11 protein-coding genes are annotated in these 14,195 nt (G+C 63.9%); 1 reads left to right on the top strand and 10 read right to left on the bottom strand.

Translation table 11 applies throughout. The annotated features are described in order from the left end of the window. Positions 1-44 precede the first annotated feature (44 nt). The 10 genes from gcvP to U9R80_RS12050 all read right to left on the bottom strand — a co-directional run bounded on the left by gcvP (position 45) and on the right by U9R80_RS12050 (position 13,352). On the bottom strand, positions 45-2,915 hold the full coding sequence (gcvP, locus tag U9R80_RS12095; RefSeq protein WP_301843014.1) for an aminomethyl-transferring glycine dehydrogenase: 2,871 nt from the start codon (positions 2,913-2,915) through the stop codon (positions 45-47). A 14-nt stretch (positions 2,916-2,929) separates the two neighbouring features. After that, complete coding sequence (gcvH, locus tag U9R80_RS12090) at positions 2,930-3,307, bottom strand: glycine cleavage system protein GcvH (RefSeq protein ID WP_301843013.1); 378 nt, start codon at positions 3,305-3,307, stop codon at positions 2,930-2,932. A 263-nt stretch (positions 3,308-3,570) separates the two neighbouring features. Continuing rightward, positions 3,571-5,100: a sigma-54-dependent transcriptional regulator gene (locus tag U9R80_RS12085; RefSeq protein ID WP_301843012.1), complete on the bottom strand. Its 1,530-nt coding sequence runs from the start codon at positions 5,098-5,100 to the stop codon at positions 3,571-3,573. Positions 5,101-5,181: 81 nt separating this feature from the next. Beyond that, positions 5,182-6,600 carry a D-serine/D-alanine/glycine transporter gene (cycA, locus tag U9R80_RS12080; protein WP_301843011.1) on the bottom strand — a complete coding sequence of 473 codons (1,419 nt, stop codon included), beginning with the start codon at positions 6,598-6,600 and terminating at the stop codon, positions 5,182-5,184. Between the two features lie 384 nt (positions 6,601-6,984). Beyond that, positions 6,985-8,676: a choline dehydrogenase gene (betA, locus tag U9R80_RS12075; RefSeq protein WP_301843010.1), complete on the bottom strand. Its 1,692-nt coding sequence runs from the start codon at positions 8,674-8,676 to the stop codon at positions 6,985-6,987. Positions 8,677-8,680: 4 nt separating this feature from the next. Then, complete coding sequence (locus U9R80_RS12070; RefSeq protein ID WP_301843009.1) at positions 8,681-10,150, bottom strand: cytosine permease; 1,470 nt, start codon at positions 10,148-10,150, stop codon at positions 8,681-8,683. Further along, positions 10,147-10,326 (bottom strand): hypothetical protein, encoded by a 180-nt coding sequence (locus tag U9R80_RS12065; protein ID WP_301843008.1) that lies wholly within the window; start codon positions 10,324-10,326, stop codon positions 10,147-10,149. The genes U9R80_RS12070 and U9R80_RS12065 overlap by 4 nt, the downstream gene beginning before the upstream one ends. A 97-nt stretch (positions 10,327-10,423) precedes the next feature. Then, positions 10,424-11,932 carry an aldehyde dehydrogenase family protein gene (locus U9R80_RS12060; RefSeq protein ID WP_301843007.1) on the bottom strand — a complete coding sequence of 503 codons (1,509 nt, stop codon included), beginning with the start codon at positions 11,930-11,932 and terminating at the stop codon, positions 10,424-10,426. A 14-nt stretch (positions 11,933-11,946) separates the two neighbouring features. Then, positions 11,947-12,918 carry an agmatinase gene (speB, locus tag U9R80_RS12055; protein WP_301843006.1) on the bottom strand — a complete coding sequence of 324 codons (972 nt, stop codon included), beginning with the start codon at positions 12,916-12,918 and terminating at the stop codon, positions 11,947-11,949. Between the two features lie 227 nt (positions 12,919-13,145). After that, positions 13,146-13,352: a hypothetical protein gene (locus U9R80_RS12050; protein ID WP_324805290.1), complete on the bottom strand. Its 207-nt coding sequence runs from the start codon at positions 13,350-13,352 to the stop codon at positions 13,146-13,148. On the opposite strand from U9R80_RS12050, the gene U9R80_RS12045 reads away from it, so the two are divergent. Continuing rightward, on the top strand, positions 13,272-14,135 hold the full coding sequence (locus tag U9R80_RS12045) for a LysR family transcriptional regulator (protein WP_324805220.1): 864 nt from the start codon (positions 13,272-13,274) through the stop codon (positions 14,133-14,135). The genes U9R80_RS12050 and U9R80_RS12045 overlap by 81 nt on opposite strands. The last annotated feature ends 60 nt before the right edge of the window (positions 14,136-14,195 follow it).

The following is a 14,195-nucleotide window of genomic DNA, read 5'->3' as shown; positions in this document are numbered from 1 at the left end:
GTCAGATCGCATCGCGGGGCAAGCCCGCTCCTACGTGAGGGTCTTCAAGCGTCCTGGTAGATCGACATCGGCGGGCAGGCACATGCCAGGTTGCGGTCGCCGTAGACGTTGTCCACACGCCCCACGGGCGGCCAGTACTTGCTCTCCCGCAGCGCCGCCTGCGGGTACACCGCCAGTTCCCGGCCATAGCGATGAGGCCATTCGCCGACCAGTTCGCTGGCGGTATGCGGGGCGTTCTTCAGCGGATTGTCGAGGGCGTCCAGGGTGCCGTTTTCCACCGCACGGATTTCCTCGCGGATGCAGATCATGGCGTCGCAGAAGCGGTCCAGTTCCTCCTTCGACTCGCTCTCGGTCGGCTCGACCATCAAGGTGCCAGCCACCGGGAAGGACATGGTCGGGGCATGGAAGCCGAAGTCGATCAGGCGCTTGGCCACGTCTTCGACGCTGATGCCGCTGCTGTCCTTGAGCGGGCGCAGGTCGAGGATGCATTCGTGGGCAACCAGACCGTTTTCGCCGGTGTAGAGCACCGGGTAGTGCTCCTCCAGGCGCCGGGCAATGTAGTTGGCGCTCAGGATCGCCAGCTGCGATGCGCGCTTGAGCCCTTCCCCGCCCATCATGCGGATGTACATCCAGGTGATCGGCAGGATGCTGGCGCTGCCATAGGGCGCTGCGCTGACCGCGCCGTGCTTGCTCGGCATGTGCGCGTGCCCCGGCAGGAACGGCGCCAGGTGCGCCTTGACGCCGATCGGGCCAACGCCCGGGCCGCCACCGCCGTGGGGAATGCAGAAGGTCTTGTGCAGGTTCAGGTGCGACACGTCGCCGCCGAACTTGCCCGGGGCGCACAGGCCGACCATGGCGTTCATGTTGGCGCCGTCCAGGTACACCTGGCCGCCGTGCTCATGAATGATGTCGCAGATCCGGGTGATACCGTCCTCGAATACACCGTGGGTCGAGGGATAGGTGATCATCAGTGCCGCCAGGCGGTTGCAGTGCTGCTCGGCCTTGCTTTGCAGGTCTGCCACATCGACGTTGCCGCGCTCATCGCAGTTGACCACCACCACACGCATGCCCGCCATCTGCGCCGTGGCCGGGTTGGTGCCATGGGCCGACGACGGAATCAGGCAGACATCACGCTGCGCCTCGCCACGGCTGGCGTGGTAGGCGCGGATCGCCAGCAGGCCCGCGTACTCGCCCTGGGAGCCGGCATTGGGCTGCAGGGACATCGCGTCATAACCGGTGGCCGCGCAGAGCATGGCCTCCAGCTCATCGGTCAGCTGGCGGTAGCCCAGCGACTGCTCGGCCGGGGCGAACGGGTGCAAGGCACCGAACTCGGGCCAGGTGATCGGGATCATTTCACTGGCGGCGTTGAGCTTCATGGTGCATGAGCCCAATGCGATCATGCTGCGGTCCAGGGCCAGGTCCTTGTCGGCCAGGCGCCGCAGATAGCGCATCAGCTCGGTTTCCGAATGGTATCGGTTGAACACCTGATGCTGGAGGAATGGCGATTCGCGCAGCAGTTGCGCGGGCAGGCAATCGCCGGTGTCGCCCGCCAATCGGGCGAAGTCCGGCAGCGCCTGGCCAGGCTGGCCGAAGACCTGCCACAGGGCCTCGACGGCGCCCTGCTCGCAGGTTTCATCCAGCGACAGGCCGACGCGTTGCGCGTCGATCCGCCGCAGGTTCAGGCGTGCGCCCGTGGCGGCAGCCAGGACCTCGGCCACTGGGCCTGCGGGCACCACGCTGACGGTGTCGAAGAAGTGCTGTTGTTCGACCCGGTGGCCGAGTTGCTGCAACCCCCGCACCAGGATCGCCGTCAGGCGATGCACACGCCGGGCGATCTGCGCCAGGCCCTGCGGGCCGTGGTAGACCGCGTACATGCTGGCGATGTTGGCCAGCAGCACCTGCGCGGTGCAGATGTTACTGGTGGCTTTCTCACGGCGAATGTGTTGCTCGCGGGTCTGCATGGCCAGGCGCAAGGCCGGCTTGCCGAAGCGGTCGATGGACACCCCGACCAGGCGCCCGGGCATGTCCCGCTTGAAGCTGTCACGGGTGGCAAAGTAGGCCGCATGCGGGCCGCCAAAACCCAGCGGCACGCCAAAACGCTGGGCACTGCCCACGACCACGTCGGCACCGAATTCACCCGGCGGCGTCAGCAGGGTCAGGGCCAGCAGGTCAGCGGCCACCGCCACCAGCGCGCCGGTTGCATGGGCGCGCTCTACCAGCGCGCGATGATCGGCAATCGCTCCGGTGCTGGCCGGGTACTGCAGCAGCAGCCCGAAATAGCCGTCCAGTTCCTGGTTCGCCAGCGCCGACTCATCGCCAATGACCACCTCGATACCCAGCGGCTCGGCACGGGTACGCAGCACGTCGAGGGTTTGCGGGTGACAATGCCGGGAGACGAAAAAGGCCGGGGCCTTGCTCTTCGCCAAGCGCTTGCAGAAGGTCATGGCTTCGGCCGCGGCGGTGGCCTCGTCAAGCAGCGAGGCGTTGGCAATTTCCATACCGGTCAGGTCACTGATCAGGGTCTGGAAGTTCAGCAGCGCTTCCAGCCGGCCCTGGGAAATCTCCGGCTGATACGGGGTGTACGCGGTGTACCAGGCCGGGTTCTCCAACAGGTTGCGCAGGATCGGCGTGGGGGTGTGGCAAGGGTAATAGCCCTGGCCGATGTGATTGCGAAACAGCTGGTTCTTCGCCGCGATGGCCTTGAGCGAGGCCAGTGCCTCGGCCTCGCCCTGCCCCTTGCTCAGCTCGAGCACGCTGGTGCCCTTGATGCTGTCGGGGATGACGCTGTCGATCAGGCTGTCGAGGGTGTCATGGCCGGTCAGTGCCAGCATGGCGTCGATGTCGCCCTCGCGCGGGCCGATGTGACGGGCGATGAACTCGTTTTCGGTTTTCAGTGGGATGGATGCATGCGTCATGTCGGCCCCCTGACTCAGGCGTTGTCGGCCAGGAAGCGGTCGTAGCCTTCCTGGTCCATCAAGGTGTCGAGGTCGGCAAGGTTGGCCACCTGGATGCGGAAGAACCAGCCATCCTGCATCGGCGAGGCATTGACCAGCTCGGGGTCATCCGCCAGGGCCTGGTTGACCGCCACCACGGTCCCGCTCAGGGGCATGCTGATGTTGCTGGCGGCCTTCACCGACTCCAGCACCGCGACCTCATTGCCCTCCCCGTACTCGCCCGGCTCCGGCAGCTGTACGAACACCACATCACCCAGGGCCTCCTGCGCGTAGGTGGTGATGCCGACGGTCAGTTCGCCGGTCGATTCCAGGCGAAGCCATTCGTGTTCGGGAGTAAAACGCAGCGTGCTCATGGATCTTCCTCTCTTGTTATCAGATGCGCCCTGGTGCAGGACTGATTGATACAAGAGCAAGGGCAATGCCAACTATTAAATATTCATGTATTTCAATGAGTTAAACGACAAAAGCAGTGAATCCACAGCCTGGGTGCTGGAGCGAAATCGCTCCGTTTAACCGGCCCGGCAGCGTCCCCCCACGGGGTCGGCCAATGAAGCCTTGGCTCACGCCCCGCTGGAGCACAATCACTCCAGTGGAGCGTATTCAATCCGGGCCGCGGCTAGACCCGGCTGGCGATGCCGTACTTGCGCAAGCGCTGGCCGATGGCGGTGTGGGATGTCTGCAGGCGCACGGCCAGGAGCCGGGTCGAGGGATAGGCTGCGTACATCGTCTCCAGCAGCGACTTCTCGAAGCCCTGCACGGCGGCTTCCAGGCTGGTGACGTGCGGTGTGTCGGGCTGGAGGGTGTTCAGGGCCGTACCCGCCAGCTCCAGGTCGTCGCAGTCGATCACCTCGCCTTCGCTGATGGCCGCGGCACGGAAGATCACGTTCTGCAACTGGCGAACGTTGCCCGCCCAGTGGTTGCCCAGCAGCAGTGGATGGGTCGCCAGGGCCAGGCGGCACGGCGCGCGCTGGATCTGCGCGCAGGCCTGGCGCAGGAAATGCTCGGCCAGCATCAGAATGTCCCGGCCGCGCTCGCGCAACGGGGGCACCCTCACGTTAAGCACATTGAGGCGGTAATAGAGGTCTTCACGAAAGCTGCCCTCGACCACCATGCTTTCCAGGTTCCGGTGCGTGGCGCAGACCACCCGTACATTCACCTGCACCTCGCCACCACCACCGACCCGGCGAAAGCTGCCGTCACTGAGAAAGCGCAGCAGCTTGGCTTGCAGGTAAGGCGACATTTCGCCCACCTCATCCAGGAACACCGTGCCGCCGTCGGCCAGTTCCAGCAGGCCCGGCTTGCCGCCCCGCTGAGCGCCGGTAAACGCCCCCGCGGCATAGCCGAACAATTCGCTCTCGGCCAGGCTCTCCGGCAAGGCCGCGCAGTTCAACGCCAGGAAGGACGCATCGCGACGCGCGCTCAAGGCATGGCAGGCTCGCGCCACCAGCTCCTTGCCGGTGCCGGTTTCCCCCTGGATCAACAGCGGCGCCTCCAGGCTCGCCACTTTGTGCAGGCGCGCCTTGAGTTCCTTGAGCGGCGCCGACTCGCCCAGCAGCGCCTGCACCCCCTCGGCATGATCGTGCAGCAGCGACGCCAGGCGCTCACCGATACGGCTGGGCGGATACAGGGTCAGCAGGCCGCCGACCAAGGCATCGGCCCCGCCACTGATGGGCGTGGCTTCAAGCAACAGCGCCTGGCCCTGCAAGCTCACCTCGCACATGGGCAGGCGAAAGCCCTTGGTAATCAGGGTCTGTGCCAGATCGGATTCGGCGAACAGCAAGGACAACGGCTCACCGGCGGGCTCGCGGCCCACCAGGCTGACCAGCGTGGGGTTGGCCAGCAGCACATGACCAAAAGGGTCCACCGCCAGTACCGGATCGCTCATCGCCGCAAGCAACGCCTCCAATTGCAGGTGCCGGCGCTGGCCGGGGAGAAAATCCACAAGCTCCACCGCCTGGACCCCGATCACCCGCAGCAAGGCGTCGTTCAGCTCGTCGAGCACCGCCTGTGACAACGCCGGTGCATCGATATAGACGTTGGGCGGGATCATCTCCACCGCGTCCAGGTTGAGGTTTCGCGCGCCCAGCAAAGCCAGGATCTCCTGGGTAATGCCAACGCGGTCGATGAAAGTGACGTGGATGCGCATGACGACTCCCTCGTGGTGCAAAGACGACGGGGGGACAGCCCGCTTGTGCTGTCCCCCCGAGTGAAAACCTGGCTGTAGCGATCAGTCCGCGTCGTAGGACAACTGCGCGCCCTCCATCTTTTTCTGGCGGATCGAGCGATAGGCAAGGCCGAGGATCACAAACCACACCGGCACGAAGACCAATGCCTGGCGGGTGTCATCTTCCAGCGCCAGCAACACCAGCATGGCCGCGAAGAACACCAGGCAGGTCCAGCTCATGAAGACTCCACCCGGCATCCGGTATTTCGAGGCACGATGCAGGTGCTCCCGCTGCTTGCGATACGCCAGGTACGACAACAGGATCATCGACCACACGCACATAAACAGGATCGCCGACACCGTAGTGATCAGGGTGAAGGCGTCGAGCATGTTCGGCACCAGGTAGATCACCAGCGCCCCGGCTGACAGGCAAATACAGGAAAAGATCAGGCCGTTGGAGGGCACTGCACGGCGGGACAAGGCCTTGAACTTGCCAGGCGCATCACCATCCACCGCCAGGCCGTAGAGCATGCGGCTAGTGGAAAACACGCCGCTGTTGGCCGAGGACGCGGCAGAGGTGAGCACCACGAAGTTGATGATCCCGGCCGCCGCCGGCAGGCCCGCCAGGACAAACAACTCGACAAAGGGGCTCTTGTTGGCAACGACATCACGCCAGGGCGTAACCGCCATGATGGCGATCAACGCAAACACATAGAACACGATGATGCGCAGCGGAATCGAATTGATCGCCCGGGGCAGGTTGCGCTCGGGGTTCTTGGTTTCTGCTGCCGTGGTACCTACCAGCTCGATCCCGGCAAAGGCAAAGATCGCGATCTGGAAACCGGCGAAGAAGCCCATGGCGCCGTGGGGAAACATGCCGCCGTCATTCCAGAGGTTGGTCAGCGACGCGACATTGCCAGCCGGCGACTGATAGGCCGCGACCACCATGTAAAGGCCGGTGCAGACCAGGGCGCAGATGGCCACGATCTTGATCATGGCGAACCAGAATTCCAGTTCACCGAACATCTTCACCGTCATCAGGTTGAGCGACAGCAACAGGCCCACGCAACTGAGCGCCGGCAACCATTGCGCAATATCCGGGAACCAGAATTGTGAATAGGCGGAGATCGCGATGACATCGGCAATGCCGGTGACGATCCAGCAAAACCAGTAGGTCCAGCCGGTGAAAAAGCCCGCCCAGGGGCCCAGGAGATCGGCGGAGAAGTCGATGAACGACTTGTACTTGAGGTTGGACAGCAGCAACTCGCCCATTGCCCGCATGACAAAGAACAGCATGAAGCCGATGACCATGTAGACAAAGATGATCGAGGGCCCTGCCAGGCTGATGGTCTTGCCCGAGCCCATGAACAGGCCAGTGCCGATGGCGCCGCCGATGGCGATCAGCTGGATATGCCGGTTGGAGAGATTGCGTTGGAGTTCGTGCGCTTCGCCGTCAGGCGGACCCGGTATTGTTTTTTTCATGAGGCTTTACCTTGCTAGTTTAATTGTTTTTATAACGTCACAAGTTCAAACACCTCAGCCCGTGCGGCTGAGTCCCCATGAAAGAGCAAGGTCTATGCCAAGCGAAAATGCGCGGTTTCAGGCGGTGTTGTCGTTATTCGGTGTAATGAAGTCGCTCCAAGAAAAGTGGTTATTCAGGCACCCCAGCGGCGTTAAAGCGTCGTAAACCCCGAGCGCGGGGCCGCTGTAGCGGTTTCGTTCCAATGGAACGCATTCAGTCCGCACGCCAGCAGCCAAGATTGGCTTTGCTGTGGGGCTTGCTGTAGGAGCGGGCTTGCCCCGCGAGACCACCTGACAGACAGATCGCAATCGCGGGGCAAGCCCGCTCCCACATCAAGCCCGTTCCTATCGAACCGTATGGACTTTGCGTTTGGGCGCACCACTGCGCTGTTGCTCTTCCCACCCCTCGACCAGGCCAACCGGCACGTCAGCCTGCGCCAGCGGCTCGCGCCCGCGCACCAGGTCGGCGGCACGTTCGGCGAGCATGATGGTCGGTGCGTTGAGGTTGCCGTTGGGCTCGCTGGGGAACACCGACGAGTCGATCACTCGCAGCCCCTGCAGGCCACGGACACGCAGTGAGGAGTCGACCACCGCCATGTCATCCTCGCCCATGCGGCAGGAACCGCAGGGGTGCATGGTGCTTTCCATGTTGGCGCGCACGAACGCATCGATCTGTTCATCGGTCTGCACCTGCGGCCCCGGCGCCAGCTCTTCGCCGCGGAAGCGGTCCATCGCCGGTTGGGCGATGATTTCCCGGGTCAGGCGCACGCAGCGGCGAAAGCCCTCGCGATCCTCTTCACTCTCCAGGTAGTTGAAGCGGATTTCCGGGTGCTGGTAAGGGTCCGCCGACAGCGCCCGTACATGGCCACGGCTCTTGGGCTTGTTGGGCCCGGTCAGCACCATGAAGCCATGCCCCTTGAATGGTTTGTCGCCGTCGTAGCGCATCGCCGCCGGCAGGAAGTGGAACTGGATGTCCGGCCAACGCAGGCCCTTGGACGAGCGGATGAATCCGCCCGCCTCGAAGTGGTTGCTGGCACCCAGGCCGTCTTTGAACAGCAACCAGCGCAGGCCGATCATTGCCTTGCCCAGCAGGCTCATCTTGCCGTTGAGCGTGACCGGTTCCTTGCAGGCGTACTGGATGTAGATTTCCGAATGGTCCTGAAGGTTTTCGCCGACCCCCGGCAGGTGGTGGCGCACCTCGATACCGGCCTTTTCCAGCACCGCTTGAGGGCCGATGCCCGAACGCTGCAACAGATGCGGCGAGCCGATCGGGCCGGACGATACCAGCACCTCGCGGTTGCAGTAGACCTTGTGGGTCACGCCGCCTTCGTCGTACTCCACGCCCACCGCACGCTTGCCCTCGAGCAGGATGCGCCGGGTCATCGCATGGGTGACGACGGTCAGGTTGGGGCGGGTCATGGCCGGGCGCAGGTAGGCGTTGGCGGTGGACCAGCGCACACCGTCCTTCACCGTCATGTGCATGGCCCCGAAGCCTTCCTGCATGTAGCCATTGCAGTCGTCGGTCTTGATGTAGCCGGCCTCGGCACCGGCCTCTACCCAGGCGCCGTACAACGGGTTCTGCATGTTGTTGCCGTTGTTGGTGGCCAGCGGCCCCGCGCTGCCGCGATAGTCATCACCACCGAACTTGAAGGTCTCGGCGCGCTTGAAGTACGGCAGGCAATTTCGATAGCCCCAGTTTTTCGCGCCCAGGCTTTCCCATTCGTCGAAGTCACAGGCATGGCCACGGATGTAGACCAGGCCGTTGATCGAGGAGGAACCGCCGAGCACCTTGCCCCGTGGGCAGTGCAGGCGTCGACCGTCCAGGTGCGGTTCGGCGACGGTCTCGTAGCGCCAGTTGTACTTCTTGGTGTTCATCGGCAATGAGAACGCGCTGGGCATCTGGATCAGCACGCTGCGGTCGCTGCCGCCGAACTCCAGGACCAGCACCGAAGTGCCGGCGTCCTCGGTCAGGCGGTTGGCCAGCACGCAGCCAGCCGAGCCTGCACCAATGATGATGTAGTCATAATGCTTGTTCATGGTTTTAGTCCTTTGCGCCGAAGCCTGCGGCCTCGATGGTGCGTTCATTGCCCTTGGGGTAGCCGCCCCAGCCCAGCCGCGTTGCCAATAGCCGGGTCAGCCCGTAGTGAACCAGCCCCGCCAGCAGACAGGACGGCAGCGATGCGGTAGCGAAGGTGAAGAAGTCGGTGTAGGCCAGCGTCTGTGGGTTGAACACCACCACGTAGATCGCGAACCCCGCCACCAGCGCCACCAGCGCGACAGGGTTGAACCCCTTGCAGAAACGCACGGGCGACGTGCCTTGCGCGGCATAGATATGGCGCAGGTTCACCCGCTGGTGACGCAGGAAGAAGTAATCGGCGATGCCGATGCCCGCCAGCGCACTGTTCAGCGCAGAGGTCCAGACCAGGAAGATGAAGAAGCCGTCGTAGATGCCCGGAAAGCACAGCACGATGATGATCGGGATCACGCAGAACAACCCGATCAATGCCCCCCAGCGCACGCTGCGCAAGCGCTCCCCGGCCAATTGGCGCAGGCCGATGACCGCCGTGTAGAGGATGTTGACCATGCCTGTCAGGTTGGCCAGCGCCATCAACCCCAGCGCCACCACGCCGAACCCCACACCCCCCGCCAGGCGCATCCAGGTGGTCGGGTCGCTGCTGCCCAGGGTGGAGGCGGCGAACAGGCTGACGGTTTCGCCCAGTGCGGCGGCGCCGAAGATGCCCACCAGGTTGGGCCAGAACGCCGTGCGTTGGTTGCTGCACAACCGTGACAGGTTGCCGATGTAGGGCCACCAGGAGAAACCGGCCGCGATATTGATTTCCACCGCGATCATGTAGTTGACGCGCTGATCGGCAAAGGGCGGCTGCAACGGCGGCATGGCCAGCAGTTCGGCGAAGCTGAAGCGTTGGGAAATGAAATACATCAGCGCCAGCATGAGCAGGATCAGGCTGGGTGCGATCACCGCGCTCAAGCGACGGATCATGTCGGGCCCACGCATGGCGACCAGCGCCGCGAGGCCGATGGCCAGCAAGGCGCCCCCTGTGACCAGCCAGCCGTCGCCGTCGGGCTGGCTGTGCTGCACCAGGGTCTCCAGGTTGTCCAGCGCCCGCCCGCACATCAGCCCCAGCACCGCCAGCCAGCCCATGGTCAGCACGACCACCGACAGGATGTAGACCAGGCGGCTGCCGTTGAGGCCGAACATGCTGCGCAAGTAGGTGAATTGCTCGACGCCGTATTTGCCGCACGGCAGGCAGGTGGACGATGCCGCGAGAATCACGCCGATGATGTTACCGATGACGATCGCACTGATGCCCTGCAAAGGTCCGACGAACAGCGCGGTCGCGCCGCCGATCAGGAACACCCAGGTGGCCACCGCCAACGCCGAGTTGGCGTAGGCAAAGCCCCAGAAGCCCCACACCCGCTCGCTGGGCAGCAAGGGCGTATCGCCACGTTCGGCGCCCAGGCGAAATTCCTGCTCTCTGGACTGGCTCATGGATGGCCTCCCAGAAAATAAGCGCCGGCGACCATCACCAGCGTCAGCAGTGTCAGCGCGACGAAATCGACCGCCGTCAACGCTCCGGGCCAGTCCGCCCTCCTCTCCAGTTCTTCATAGGCGCGTATGCGCCTGTCCAGGTCTTGCGCACGCTCTACATCCACTTGGCTGTTCATGGGCATCACCTCGGTAGGTTCTTGTTCTTGAAATACGATGCATGTGTAAAACCCGCGCCGCCCGCCAACCATCAGCGACGCAGGTTTGCCCTGTTCCTCAGGGCAAGGTGATCCAGACCGCCTTGGTCTCCAGCAAAAACTCCAGTTGTTCGGCGCCCATGTCCTTGCCATAGCCCGATTGCTTGTAGCCACCGAACGGCATGGAGGGGTCCAGGGTGCTGTGGGCATTGACGTAGACGGTCCCGGCCCGCAACTGCGGAATCAAGCCGTGGACCTTGCCCAGGTCATTGGAGTAAATCGCCGCCGCCAGGCCGAACGCGGAATCGTTGGCCAGGGCCAGCGCCTGCTCCTGGCTATCGAAAGGCATGGTTACCAGTACCGGCCCGAAAATTTCTTCGCGCACGATACGCATGGCGTTGTTGCAGTGCGCGAAGATCGTCGGTTGCACGAAGAAGCCAGGGCCCTCGATCGGTTCGCCGCCGTAATACAGCTGCGCCCCTTCGGCCTTGCCCACGGCGATGTATTCCAGCACCCGCTGCTGTTGCTGACGCGACACCATGGGGCTGATGAAACAGTCCGGGTCCAGGCCCGGGGCAATCTTCAGGGTGGCCGTGTACCTGGCCAGCGCCTCGAGGAATGCGGGATAGATACTGCGCTCGACATAGGCGCGGGTCCCCGCATCGCACACCTGTCCGGAGTTGAAGAATACGCCGTTGGCAACCGCCTCGGCCGCCGCCTCGATATCGGCATCGGCGAACACGATCACCGGCGACTTGCCGCCCAGCTCGAGCGTCAGGCGTTTCATCTGGTCCATGGCCGCCTTGCCCACCGAGCAACCCACTGGCGTGGAGCCGGTAAAGCTCAGCTTGTCGATGCCCGGGTGGCTGGACATCGCCGTGCCCACCACACTGCCGCGCCCGGTGACAATGTTCAGCACGCCGTCGGGAATCCCTGCCTCCTGGACCAGCTCGGCAAAACGCAGGGCAGACAGCGAGGTCAGCTCGGCCGGCTTGACCACTACCGTGCAGCCGGTCGCCAGGGCCGCACCGAGCTTCCAGGCCATGGTCTGCAGCGGGAAGTTCCAGGGCACGATAGCCCCGACCACACCCACGGCCTCTTTGCGGGTGTAGGCCAGGTAGTTGCCTGGCAGCGAGGGTTCGACGGTGCGGCCGTGGATCTTGCTGGCCCACCCGGCGAAGTAGCGCAGTGTGTCGATGGTGCCCTGGATATCCACGGCACGGGCCTGGGCGACCGACTTGCCCATGTCGATGGATTCGATTTGCGCAAGTTCCTCGGCATTGGCGTCGATCAAATCCGCCAGGCGATGAATCAGACGCTCGCGCTCCAGCGGCTTGAGCTGGCTCCAGGGGCCGCCGTCGAACTGTGCCCGGGCGGCGTGCACCGCGCGGTCGAGGTCTTCGCAGGTCCCCATCGGGATACGGGTCAACACCCCCTCGGTGGAGGGCTCGATGACCTCGGCGCTGGCGCCGTCGCTGGCCTCGAGCCAGGCACCACCGATGAACATGCGCTGGGGCTTGGAGAGAAAGCGCTGGGTCGCCTCGCTGACGCCGAAGGCCTGCAGGTAGGCTTTTACCTTGTTGTCCACTGGGATTCTCCGGATCAGCGAGCGTTGGCGCGCGCGTGGAAGATGAAGCCGATACTGTTCATCAGCAATTGCGCGGCGAGGATCGAGGTGACACCGGCCGGGTCATAGGCCGGCGCCACTTCCACCAGGTCCATGCCGACGATCCGGCCCTTGCTGCGCCGGGCCAGCGCCTGGATGATTTCCAGCACTTCGTAGTAGAAGAAACCGCCATGACTCGGGGTCCCCGTGCCGGGGGCAATGGACGGGTCGAAACCGTCGATGTCGATGGTGATGTAATAATCACGGTCCTCGGGGATTTTCGCCATCACCCCTTCGCAGCCCAGGCGCCGTACGTCGCGCACCGAGAGAATCTGCGACCCGGCGTCGCGGGCAGCATCGTAGTCGTCGCGGTTGGAGGAAGACACGTTGCGGATGCCCATCTGGGTCATGCCGACGATGTGATCCAGCTCCGAAGCGCGGCGCAGCGGGCTGCCGTGACCGTAGCGGACCCCGTGACGCTCATCGACGAAGTCCAGGTGAGCATCGAAATGCACGATGTGGATCGGCCCGCGCCCTTCAAAGGCCTTGATCACCGGTGCGTGGATCGAGTGGTCACCGCCCAGGACCACCGGCATGGCACCTGCCGCGAGGATCTGGCGCACGGCCGCCTCGATATTGGCGTTGCTGGTGGCCATGTCGGTGTGGACGATATCGGCATCGCCGACATCGACCATGCGCAACTGGTCATCGGTCAGGTAGGTGGCGTCATCTTCAAAGTCGTAGGCGCCGGCATGGCCGAACGAGAACAGCGTCGATGCCTCGCGGATGCCGCGTGGTCCGAAACGTGCCCCTGAGCGCCATTGGGTACCCATGTCGTTGGGTGCGCCAAGGATCGCCACGTCGGCGTCGATGGCCGCCCAGTCCGTGCAAATGGGTGACTTGGCGAAGGTGCAATGGCCCACGAAGGGCAGGTTCAGACGGCCGGATTCATAACCGTGCTTTGCCATGTTCGAGTTTCTCCACATTATTGTTCTGGTCAGGAGACGGGGCGACTGCTCGACCGCCGTTGCAGCCACTATGGCGCCAGGCCAGGCAGGGAAAAATCCGCAAGTGCAGATGCATACATCGCCGAACCCGAAGTATTCGTACGGATGTCGGTGGCCGGCAAAACGCCCGTACTGCGGCCGGGAGCAATTTCAGACACCAAGCATTGCGGACCACACATGCCCCTGTGTTAGCTTGGAAAAAACAACAATACCGGCGCGTTCATATCAGCAGCCGCGATGTGACGCACGGTCGGGAGGCGATGGTGATCCAGCTCCACGATGTCGACCTGAAACTGCTCAGGGTTTTCACCACCATTGTCAGGTGCGGTGGCTTTTCCGCGGCGCAGGCCGCCCTCAATGCCGGTCAGTCGACGATCAGCGAACAGATGACGCACCTGGAAACCCGCCTGGGGGTCAAGCTCTGCCAGCGCGGACGCAGCGGCTTTCGCCTCACCGAGCAAGGCGTTGCCATCCATGAGGCCACCGTACGCCTGCTCAGCGCGGTCGAGAGCTTCTGCCTGGACGCCGACGTGCTCAAGCAGCACATCAGCGGCAAGCTCAACCTGGGCATCATCGACTCCACCCTGACCGACCCCGACTCGCCGCTGCCGCGTACCACCCAGCGCTTTGTCTCGCGCGGCCACGACGCCCACCTGCACATCTACATCGGTGCCCCCGCCGAGCTGGAGGAACGTGTGCTGGACGGTCGCCTGCACCTGGCCATCGGTCACTTCCCCCTGCGCGTGTCAGGGCTGTCCTACCTGCCCCTCTACAACGAAGCCCTGGGACTCTACTGTGGCCGCCGCCATCCGCTGCACGCGAGCAAGGCATCGAACGGCCGACTGCTCGAGGAGGTTCGCGCCTGCCGTATCGTCGTGCGTGGCTACATGCATGAGTACGACCTGGAGCAACTGGGGATGACCAAGGCCGCAGCCACCGTCGAGAACATCGAGGCGGCAGCGATCCTGATCATCTCGGGTGCCTACATCGGCTTTCTCCCCGTGCATTTCGCCGAGCAGTGGGTCAAGACCGGAGAAATGCGCCGCCTGGGTGCCAGCGCGCTGGACCTGACTTCACCCTTCGACGTCATCACCCGACGCGGCGTATCGCCACCACCGATACTGCGCGCGTTCCTCGAAGACCTGAACGCCTGCACGCAACAGCCCGGGCTCGCCTGACGGCATGGAGCAGTTACACTGAGAAATACCCTGTGCAGCCACGGGCCTTGCGAAGAGAAC

The organism is Pseudomonas sp. JQ170C (assembly GCF_035581345.1).
In the GTDB taxonomy this organism is placed as follows: Bacteria; Pseudomonadota; Gammaproteobacteria; order Pseudomonadales; family Pseudomonadaceae; genus Aquipseudomonas.
Note: the sequence above shows the minus strand (reverse complement) of the source record. Positions and strands in the feature narration are given on the sequence as shown.

Excerpts from the sequence above, each read along its gene's own strand:
- U9R80_RS12065 (WP_301843008.1), bottom strand. The coding sequence starts at position 10,326 with ATGAACAGCCAAGTGGATGTAGAGCGTGCGCAAGACCTGGACAGGCGC.
- U9R80_RS12085 (WP_301843012.1), bottom strand. The coding sequence starts at position 5,100 with ATGCGCATCCACGTCACTTTCATCGACCGCGTTGGCATTACCCAGGAG.
- gcvP (WP_301843014.1), bottom strand. The coding sequence starts at position 2,915 with ATGACGCATGCATCCATCCCACTGAAAACCGAAAACGAGTTCATCGCC.
- cycA (WP_301843011.1), bottom strand. The coding sequence starts at position 6,600 with ATGAAAAAAACAATACCGGGTCCGCCTGACGGCGAAGCGCACGAACTC.
- U9R80_RS12070 (WP_301843009.1), bottom strand. The coding sequence starts at position 10,150 with ATGAGCCAGTCCAGAGAGCAGGAATTTCGCCTGGGCGCCGAACGTGGC.
- speB (WP_301843006.1), bottom strand. The coding sequence starts at position 12,918 with ATGGCAAAGCACGGTTATGAATCCGGCCGTCTGAACCTGCCCTTCGTG.
- gcvH (WP_301843013.1), bottom strand. The coding sequence starts at position 3,307 with ATGAGCACGCTGCGTTTTACTCCCGAACACGAATGGCTTCGCCTGGAA.
- betA (WP_301843010.1), bottom strand. The coding sequence starts at position 8,676 with ATGAACAAGCATTATGACTACATCATCATTGGTGCAGGCTCGGCTGGC.